Raw genomic sequence first — 9,316 nt, forward strand, 5'->3', positions numbered from 1 at the left:
GTCCTGCCCAACACCTCGCCGGGCGGCGCGCGCCTGCTGGCCGAGAAGCTGCGCCGCTCGGTGCAGGACCTGAACATCCGCCACGAGCTGCCCAGCCCGGGCTCGCCGCTGACCATCAGCGTTGGCGTCGCGACCCTGATCCCGCAGGCCGGGCAGGCCTGTCGCCAGCTCATCGAACTGGCCGACCAGGCGCTCTACAACGCCAAGCACGGCGGGCGCAACCAGGTGGCCATCGCCGGCTGAACGAGCGGGGAAGGGCGCCGGGCGGGCGGTGGCGATCTGTCGTAAAGCTTTTTAGGGGCGCGACAGTTCACGTATACTTGCCGGCTTTTCTACGCCCTTTACCCGTGAGAGATGCCCGCCATGGAAATCCAACCGATCCTCAACAGCATCAAGGACCTCTCCGACCGTACCCACGCCATTCGGGGGTATCTTTGACTACGATCTGAAACATGATCGTCTGATCGAAGTAAACCGCGAACTGGAAGACCCTGCGGTCTGGAACAAGCCCGAATACGCCCAGAACCTGGGCCGCGAGCGCGCCATGCTGGCGCAGATCGTCGACACCCTCGACGAGCTCACCGGCGGCCTGGCCGATTCCCGCGACCTGCTCGACATGGCGGTCGAGGAGGATGACGAAGGCGCCGTCGGCGACGTCGAGGCCGAAGTCCAGCGCCTGCGCGAAATCCTCGAGAAGCTCGAGTTCCGCCGCATGTTCAGCGGCGAGATGGACCCCAACAACGCCTACCTGGACATCCAGGCCGGCTCCGGCGGCACCGAGGCCCAGGACTGGGCCAACATGCTGCTGCGCATGTACCTGCGCTGGGCCGACAAGAACGGCTTCAGCGCCGAGATCGTCGAGTTGTCCGAGGGCGAAGTCGCCGGCATCAAGGGCGCCACCGTGCACATCAAGGGCGAGTACGCCTTCGGCTGGCTGCGCACCGAGATCGGCGTGCACCGCCTGGTGCGCAAGAGCCCGTTCGACTCCGGCAACCGTCGCCACACCTCGTTCACCGCGGTGTTCGTGTCGCCGGAAATCGATGACAACATCGAGATCGAGATCAACCCGGCCGACCTGCGTATCGACACCTACCGCTCCTCCGGCGCGGGCGGTCAGCACGTGAACACCACCGACTCCGCGGTGCGTATCACCCACGTGCCGACCAACACCGTGGTGGCATGCCAGAACGAACGCTCCCAGCACGCCAACAAGGACACCGCCATGAAAATGCTGCGGGCCCGGTTGTACGAGCAGGAGATGCAGAAACGCAACGCCGCCTCGCAGGCGCTGGAGGAGACCAAGTCCGATATCGGCTGGGGCCACCAGATCCGTTCCTACGTGCTCGACCAGTCGCGCATCAAGGACCTGCGTACCGGCGTGGAACGCAGCGATTGCGACAAGGTGCTCGACGGCGACCTCAACGAATACCTGGAAGCCAGCCTGAAACAGGGCCTCTGATCCACGACACCTTGTAGGAGCGAGCTTGCTCGCGAACCGGCCGGCCGCTCCTAACCGTACCCCCTCTTGATATAGACGCCAGGCAGATAGACGACCATGAGCGACCAACAACTCGACCAGCACGAACTGCAACAGGAAGAAAACAAGCTGATCGCCCAGCGCAAGGAAAAGCTTGCCGCCGTGCGTGAAGCCAAGGCCATCGCCTTCCCCAACGACTTCCGCCGCGAGAACTACTTCGCGGACCTGCAGAAACAGTACGAAACCGCGACCAAGGAAGAGCTCGAAGCAGCCGCCATCCCGGTCAAGGTCGCCGGTCGCATCATGCTCAACCGCGGCTCCTTCATCGTTCTGCAGGACAGCAGCGGCCGCCTGCAGGTCTACGTCAACCGCAAGACCCTGCCCGAAGAGACCCTGGCCGAGATCAAGACCTGGGACCTGGGCGACATCATCGGCGCCGAGGGCACCCTGGCCCGCTCGGGCAAGGGCGACCTGTACGTCGAGATGACCAGCGTGCGCCTGCTGACCAAGTCGCTGCGCCCGCTGCCGGACAAACACCACGGCCTGACCGACACCGAGCAGCGCTACCGCCAGCGTTACGTCGACCTGATCGTCAACGAGGAAACCCGCCACACCTTCCGCGTGCGTTCGCAGGTCATCGCCCACATCCGTCGCTTCCTGTCCGATCGCGGCTTCCTCGAAGTGGAAACCCCGATGCTGCAGACCATCCCCGGCGGCGCGGCGGCCAAGCCCTTCGAAACCCACCACAACGCGCTGGACATGCCCATGTTCCTGCGCATCGCCCCGGAGCTGTACTTGAAGCGCCTGGTGGTCGGTGGCTTCGAGAAGGTCTTCGAGATCAACCGCAACTTCCGTAACGAAGGCGTTTCGACCCGGCACAACCCCGAGTTCACCATGCTCGAGTTCTACCAGGCCTACGCCGACTACGAAGACAACATGGACCTGACCGAGGAGCTGTTCCGCGAGCTGGCCCAGGCCGTGCTCGGCAGCACCGACGTGCCCTACGGCGACAAGGTCTTCCATTTCGGCGAGCCGTTCGCCCGCCTGTCGGTGTTCGATGCCATCCTCAAGTACAACCCGGAACTCACCGCGGCCGACCTGACCGACCTGGAGAAGGCCCGTGCCATCGCCAAGAAGGCCGGCGCCAAGGTCCTCGGCCACGAAGGCCTGGGCAAGCTGCAGGTGATGATTTTCGAAGAGCTGGTCGAGCACAAGCTGGAGCAGCCGCACTTCATCACCCAGTACCCGTTCGAAGTGTCCCCGCTGGCCCGCCGCAACGACAACGACCCGAGCGTCACCGACCGCTTCGAGCTGTTCATCGGCGGCCGCGAGATCGCCAACGCCTACTCCGAGCTCAACGACGCCGAAGACCAGGCCGAGCGCTTCATGCTGCAGGTCAAGGAGAAGGACGCGGGTGACGACGAGGCGATGCACTTCGACGCCGACTTCGTCAACGCGCTCGAATACGGCATGCCGCCCACCGCCGGCGAAGGCATCGGCATCGACCGCCTGGTGATGCTGCTGACCAACTCGCCGTCGATCCGCGACGTCATCCTGTTCCCGCACATGCGCCCGCAGGCGTAAGCGCCGGAACTGGCAGAAGAAGGCCGCCCTCTGGGCGGCCTTTTTCGTTTCCGCAGCGGACCTGCTCTTCGTAGGAGCGAGCTTGCTCGCGAACCGATCAGCTCCGTGCTGCCCGGGACTGCGTTCGCGAGCTCGCTCCTACAGGCCCGACGCGCCTCGGTCCGAAGAACGTAGGGCGCATCACGCGCCAGCGTTATCCGCCGCCAGGTATCGGCGCATAACCCTTTCCGGGATATGCGCCCTACGGTGCTGCTCTTCGTAGGAGCGAGCTTGCTCGCGAACCGACCAGCTCCGTGCTGCCGGGGACACCGTTCGCGAGCAAGCTCGCTCCTACAGGCCCGACGTGCGCGCCGGTCCGAAGATCGTAGGGCGCATAACGCGCCAGCGTTATCCGCCGCGAGGCAAACGGCGGATAACCCGTTCCGGGTAATGCGCCCTACGGTCAGCGCAAACCGGAACTTTTGCGCTGCACCCGTAGGAGCGGATCCTATCCGCGAACCGGCCGGCAGGTCGGCGCGTTGGTTCCGGCTGCGCCGGGATTTCGCGGAGAAGCTCCGCTCCTACGAACGCAGTGTCGGCCGCCACCGATCATCCGGACCTATTCTTAGGCGATCCCGGTCTACAGTTGTAGGACAAGATCTGAAGACCCAAGAGGGAGTGCCATCATGAGCCAGTTGTTCGAGCCCCTGACCCTGCGCCAGCTGACCCTGTCCAACCGCATCGCCGTGTCCCCCATGTGCCAGTACTCCGCCCAGGACGGCCTGGCCAACGACTGGCACCTGGTGCACCTGGGCAGCCGCGCCGTGGGTGGCGCCGGTCTGGTGATAGTCGAGGCCACGGCGGTCGCCCCGGAAGGGCGGATCAGCGCAGAGGACCTGGGCATCTGGAATGACGAGCAGGTCGAGCCGCTGCGGCGCATCACCCGTTTCATCGAATCCCAGGGCGCGGTGGCCGGCGTGCAGCTGGCCCACGCCGGACGCAAGGCAAGCACCTGGGCGCCCTGGCTGGGCAAGCACGGCTCGGTGCCGATCAGCGAGGGCGGCTGGACGCCGGTGGCGCCTTCGGCCATCGCCTTCGATCCGCAGCACAGCGTGCCTATCGCCCTGAGCGAAGAGCAGATGGCGACCATCAAGCAGCAATTCGTGCGCGGCGCCGAGCGCGCCCTGGCTGCCGGCTTCAAGATCGCCGAAGTGCACGCGGCGCACGGCTACCTGCTGCACCAGTTCCTCTCGCCGTTATCCAACCAGCGCCGCGACCAGTACGGCACCTGCTTCGAGAATCGCATCCGCTTCCTCCTGGAAGTCACCGAAGCCGTGCGCGCGGTCTGGCCGCAGGAGTTGCCGCTGTTCGTCCGCCTGTCCGCCACCGACTGGGTGGAGGACGGCTGGAACCCCGACGAAACCGTGGAGCTGGCGCGCCGCCTGAAGGACCTGGGCGTGGACCTGATCGACGTGTCTTCCGGCGGTACCGCGGTAAACGCCGAGATTCCCGTGGGGCCGGGCTACCAGACCCAGTTCGCCGAGCGCGTGCGCAAGGAAGCGGGCGTCGCCAGCGGCACGGTGGGGATGATTACCGAGCCGGTGCAGGCCGAACACATCCTGCGCACCGGGCAGGCTGACTTGATCCTGCTGGCCCGCGAGCTGCTGCGCGATCCTTATTGGCCGTTGCATGCCGCCGACGAGCTGGGCGGCCAGCCGGTGCCCTGGCCGGCGCAGTACCTGCGCGCTGCGCAACGCGGCACGCCCAAGCGCAAGGCCTACGGGCAGGCGTGACGCTGACGGTCGTGCGGGCCATGCCCGCACGATCAAACATCCAGATACCTGCAGCCGCGAGTGGCTCACTCGGCAGGACTTTCCTTCACCTTGAACAGCGCCGGACGCAGCGGGGTGGTGAAAGGGCGGTGCTCTTCGTCCCGCTCCGTCGTTACTGGCGTGCGCTCCACGCGATCGATGGCCCAGGCTTCCCCGTCGCGCTTGAGCAGATAGGCCAGCGGGATGCCTTCCCTGAGGATGCGCTCGATACCCTTGCGGCCGAGCGCGTAAAGCGAAATCTCATAGGCATCGATCTCGCCGGCCTTGCTGCGGCTGGCGGGAACCAGGCGTGCATAGTTGAGCACCGGGGAATCGGCGAGGCGGCCCAGCGCGTGCTCGGCCAGGTCGGCGTGGGCATAGAGCGGGTAATGAACCGGCGCCGACGGCGCGCTGACGTCGATCACATGAAGGAAGCCATAGCGCTGCCAGTCGCCAACTCCGAACAGTCCGGCGCCTGGGCCGACCAGCAGTTGATAGCGCTTTTTCGGCAGGTTGATTTCCAGCAGGCGGGCGCTGCGCATGTCCAACCGGGGGAAGCTGCCCCAGGGAGTGGCTACCGCGTCGAAGCGCTTCCGGCCGAGCGCCACCCAGGCGGATTCCGCTCCGGTCTGCAGGTAGGTCGGGGCGTTCTTCACCTCGCTACGGAACTCGGCTCCGGCTTTCGAGGCCTGCTGGGTGAAGCGGGAGCTCAGCACGCTGCTGGACGCCTCGCCGCGCCAGAGGCTCTGGACGGCCGCGCTCGGGCTTTCATAGGTATCGGCCTGGGCGAGCGGCAGGACACTCAGCAGGAAAAGCGTCAGGCAATAACGACCCGGCCGGTGAGTGAAGGACATGAGGGCCTCACGATGGGGGAAAAGGTTCAACGGCGCGCCGCCGCAACGAAAACCGGGCCCCAGAGGGGATGGCTGGCTTCAGCGGTTCCCAGATGGAAGGTCGGGTCGATCTGCAGGGCACGATCGAAGGCGAAGCGGCATTGGATCGGGCGCTCGGTCACGCAGTAGCTGAACGCCAGGTACTTGAGTGCCTTCAGCTGCACCTGCGTGTCGCCAGCCCAGAGGCGCGGCGAGAGAAGCTGTTCTTCGGCCAGGCAGTAGTGGCCCGCCTCATAAAGCCGCAGGCCCTCCGCAAAGCTGCTCTCGGCGTTCGCCTGGGTGTCGTCCGCGGGGGGCGTGGACGGTTCTTCGAGGTGGCTCCGGCAACCCGAAGCTGACGCCAGGCAGGCGATCAGCAGGAACGTCGAGAATGTACGCAATGTCTTCATGGAATGATCCGTCCGCGAAGGGGGAGAGGCCGGCGCTTACTGGAAGCTGTGCCGTAGCGTCACCGACTGGCCGCTGGATATCTGCACCTTCTGGCCGTAGCTGGGCAGGTCGGGGTTGCGCAGTTCGACCGTGTAGATACCGGGCGGCAACTGCAGTCTGAAAAGCGGCGGGCTGATGCCGCGCTTGCGGCCGTCGATCCAGATCTCGGCCCACGGCTGGACGGCGACGAGCAGGGTGCCGACCGCAGCAGGCGCCGATGCGCCGCGAGATTTGGCCGGGCTGGCTGGTTTCCTGCCGGTGATGGTGACGGCCTCGGTTGGCGCGGGGAGAACCTTCGCTGCCGGGGCGGCGAGCGCAGTGAGCGCCTTCTTCGTTTCCGGTCGTTTCTGCGCCGGGGCGGGGGCTGCTGGTGCGTTTGTTACAACAGGCGCAGCTGTGGGACCGCCGGGCAGGGCCTGCGGTTGGTCCTCTGCCGTATCGGGGGCGGCGGACAGCGACTGGTCATCGCCAGCCGTGACAAGAGGAGCTTCCGGTACCGGCTCGGAGGGAGGAATGACCAGCGGGCCATCGTCCAGCGGCTCCTGGGGCACGGTCAGAGAGTCGTCCGGGGTGTAGGTCACATGGGGCGGCAGTGCGGCATGCGGCGCTTCTGCCGCTGAATCGGTACGGGCCGCGCGGTCGGCCGGGACGTTCGGTGTGTAGGTCGCCCAGGAGTACCACAGCACGATCAGCAATGCGGTGAGCAGCACGCCGACGACGACACCCGCCATCAACGGCCAGTTCACCGACCGCTTGCTCGCGGGCTCCAGCAGTCGCGCCTCGGCGGCGCGAAGCCCGACGACGCAGGGCGACAGGCTGTCGTCCGGTTCCTCGCGGCTTGCCCGAGGCGCGCGCTCGGCAGCAACTGGTGGCGCCGCGCGAGGAAGTATCGTGTAGGAGGTGCCCGGACCGTCCCAGGAACTCAGCGGCTCGACGACAGCGCAGGCCTGTTCCTTTCCCGAGGTGCCATCAGACGCGACTGCTGCAGGAGGCGGGCTGTCGGGCGGCGTCCGCTTGTCAGCATGTCGGGGCGAGTTCGCAGTCGGTTCCATCGGCGGCATCTTCAGGAGGCGAGGCCTGGTTCCCGTGCTGGGCAGGCAGTCAATATTCGAAAAATGGCCGCGGATCATAGGTAGCGCCGGGGTGGCGCTCAAACGCGCGCGGCGGTTTCCGTCGCGGGGAAGGGAAATTGCGTATCAGGTCGCGCTTCAGCGGCAGATGGGTCGGCGTTTGGAGGAAGATGACCGGATGGTCAGGAAAAGAAATGAAATGTGATATCTGTCGCACACTGGCATTGTGATGCTACTCTCACGGCGCTCGCGCAAGGATTGCGCACTACCCACCTGAGCATCACCGGAGCACGCATGGACGCCTCTGCAACGCCTGCTGTCATCCCGCAATCGGAAATCGCCCTGCTGGCGAACATCCTCGCTCTCGCTACCCGCAACATGTCCCACCTCAGCGCGCTGATCACCCAGTTGTCGGTGGAGCTCGGCCACAGCCCCGATCCGCATTTGCAGCGCGTGGGCCAGCGGGTGCTGGCGGATGTGGATGTGCTGGCGAATTCCCTGGACACCCAGTGGGAGCTGATCGGCGCGCTGGCGCGCTTCTGCCCGCTGCTGTCGCGCACGCCGCTGGCGAAGCCGGCGCTGGTGACGGAAATCCATATCACCGAGCTGCCCGAGCGGGGGTAGGGTTGAGTCTGGGTTCGCGAGCAAGCTCGCTCCTACAAGGCCGGCTCCGGAGCGAGAACCAGCTGTAGGAGCGAGCTTGCTCGCGAACGACGTGCCGCCCCGCGCCCCTGGCGCTACTCGCCGGCCTGCGCCAGCTCGAAGCTCATCATCAGCGCCCAGGGGGCATCGCTGTCGCCCACGCGGATGGGCTGCAGCAGTTGCACGCTGCGGCCCTTAACCTGTTCCCAACTGCGTCCCTGTGCAATGGCGTGGCGCGCTTCCTGCGGCAGGTCGTTGGCCTTGTCGCCCAGGCGCGTGCCGTCGGGATGCGTGACATACACGCCGGCGTTGGACAGCAGCGCATACTGGCCATTGCCCATCGGCGTCAGCTTGCCGAGGCTTTCCTGCAGCTGGTGGAGGGTGTAGTCGGCGCCGAGGATGCCGAGGAAGCGGCCGTTGGCAACCATGGGCGACATGAACGAGGTCATCAGTACGGTGCTGCCGCCGACGCTGTACTCGTAGGGCTCCATGAACACATCGCGGCCCTTGTCGCGGGGGATCTGGTACCAGTCGCCGCTGCCGTCGGCCTTGTCGTAGCCGACCAGGCATTCGCGCTGGGCGACGCCACTGCCGCGATGCCAGTAAGCCATGAACCGGCCGCTGGCATCGTGCCCCGGCGCGTTGACGAACTCGGCGTCGCGGCCGTCGAAGGCGTTGGGCTCGCCGCCGCACGCGAAGGCGAGCAGATCGGGGTTGCGGGTCAGGTATTCGTGCATCACCGCGTCGATCTGCTCGCGCTGCGGGCCGAGGTTGCGGTTCTTCATGCCGAGGATGAAGTGCTTCAGGCCATAGAGCGCGGTGGCCATCACGGCGAAGCGCGCCTCCAGGCGCTGGGTCTCGCTGGCGAGTACCACCCGGGCGGTATCCAGCAGGCTGGAATGCTCGGCCTGTTCGACATCGGCCAGGGCGCGGGCGCTCTCGCTCTTGATCGAGGCGACGACATTGCCGATATCGGCGGTGGCATTGGCCGACTGCGTGGCCAGGCGGCGTACCTCGTCGGCGACCACCGCGAAACCGCGCCCGCTTTCCCCGGCGCGTGCGGCTTCGATGGCGGCGTTGAGGGCCACCAGGTTGGTGTTCCTGGCGATCTGCTTGATGACTTCGGAGACCTTGCTGATCTGTGTCCAGCGCACGTTGAGGTCGGCGATCAGCTGCTTGACCTGGTCGATGGTGGAGCGGGTGCTGGAGCTGTCTTCGGCCTTGGCGGGCTTTGGTTCGAGAGTGCTTGGCATGGGTTGGGACACTGCAGTGGCGGATGAGGGCAGAGGTAGGCGAGGGACTGTTTTCTTCTTCTGTCAGCCGCGCTCGGAGGCGCGGCTGTTTTGCAGGACGCAGTTCGTAGGATGGTGTGGAGCGCAGCGATACCCATCGCTCCTTGCATGCGCAGCATGGGTATCGCTGCGCATGCAA

At 66.0% G+C, this 9,316-nt stretch carries 9 protein-coding genes and 1 pseudogene; 5 read left to right on the top strand and 5 right to left on the bottom strand.

Going from position 1 to position 9,316, the window contains the following annotated elements; all coding sequences use genetic code 11:
* The 4 genes from ACCC94_RS24695 to ACCC94_RS24710 form a co-directional block, all read left to right on the top strand.
* Positions 1–243: diguanylate cyclase domain-containing protein (locus ACCC94_RS24695; RefSeq protein ID WP_413352254.1), on the top strand; the 243-nt coding region annotated here is incomplete at its 5' end.
* Between the two features lie 120 nt (positions 244–363).
* Positions 364–1,459, top strand: a protein-coding gene (prfB, locus tag ACCC94_RS24700; protein ID WP_413352255.1) for a peptide chain release factor 2 whose coding sequence is annotated in 2 segments (ribosomal slippage) — positions 364–435 and positions 437–1,459 — 1,095 coding nt in all. Because the reading frame shifts where the segments join, the coding sequence is not laid out codon by codon here.
* Positions 1,460–1,555: 96 nt separating this feature from the next.
* Positions 1,556–3,061 carry a lysine--tRNA ligase gene (gene lysS, locus ACCC94_RS24705; protein WP_413352256.1) on the top strand — a complete coding sequence of 502 codons (1,506 nt, stop codon included), beginning with the start codon at positions 1,556–1,558 and terminating at the stop codon, positions 3,059–3,061.
* Between the two features lie 665 nt (positions 3,062–3,726).
* Positions 3,727–4,833: an NADH:flavin oxidoreductase/NADH oxidase gene (locus ACCC94_RS24710; RefSeq protein WP_413352257.1), complete on the top strand. Its 1,107-nt coding sequence runs from the start codon at positions 3,727–3,729 to the stop codon at positions 4,831–4,833.
* 65 nt (positions 4,834–4,898) lie between these two features.
* Here ACCC94_RS24710 and ACCC94_RS24715 read toward each other — a convergent pair whose 3' ends face one another.
* From ACCC94_RS24715 to ACCC94_RS24725, 3 genes are read right to left on the bottom strand one after another with little or no spacing between them, the layout of a single operon-like run.
* The gene (locus ACCC94_RS24715; RefSeq protein WP_413352258.1) at positions 4,899–5,705 is read right to left on the bottom strand and encodes a hypothetical protein; all 807 of its coding nucleotides are present in this window, start codon (positions 5,703–5,705) and stop codon (positions 4,899–4,901) included.
* A 26-nt stretch (positions 5,706–5,731) separates the two neighbouring features.
* The gene (locus ACCC94_RS24720) at positions 5,732–6,133 is read right to left on the bottom strand and encodes a TssQ family T6SS-associated lipoprotein (protein ID WP_413352259.1); all 402 of its coding nucleotides are present in this window, start codon (positions 6,131–6,133) and stop codon (positions 5,732–5,734) included.
* A 36-nt stretch (positions 6,134–6,169) separates the two neighbouring features.
* The gene (locus ACCC94_RS24725) at positions 6,170–7,303 is read right to left on the bottom strand and encodes a hypothetical protein (protein ID WP_413352260.1); all 1,134 of its coding nucleotides are present in this window, start codon (positions 7,301–7,303) and stop codon (positions 6,170–6,172) included.
* Positions 7,304–7,537: 234 nt separating this feature from the next.
* Here ACCC94_RS24725 and ACCC94_RS24730 point away from each other — a divergent pair, with 234 nt between their 5' ends.
* Entirely contained in the window at positions 7,538–7,867 is a 330-nt protein-coding gene (locus tag ACCC94_RS24730; RefSeq protein ID WP_413352261.1) for a hypothetical protein, read from the top strand.
* Between the two features lie 113 nt (positions 7,868–7,980).
* Here the strand turns inward: ACCC94_RS24730 and ACCC94_RS24735 are convergent, their stop codons facing one another.
* Positions 7,981–8,712 carry a hypothetical protein gene (locus tag ACCC94_RS24735; RefSeq protein WP_413352262.1) on the bottom strand — a complete coding sequence of 244 codons (732 nt, stop codon included), beginning with the start codon at positions 8,710–8,712 and terminating at the stop codon, positions 7,981–7,983.
* Positions 8,713–8,844: 132 nt separating this feature from the next.
* Positions 8,845–9,138: pseudogene (locus tag ACCC94_RS24740) on the bottom strand (methyl-accepting chemotaxis protein); the annotation flags it as partial.
* Positions 9,139–9,316 lie beyond the last annotated feature (178 nt).

Origin of the sequence: Pseudomonas sp. Pseusp97 (genome assembly GCF_047304025.1) — a bacterium.
Classification (GTDB): Bacteria; Pseudomonadota; Gammaproteobacteria; order Pseudomonadales; family Pseudomonadaceae; genus Pseudomonas.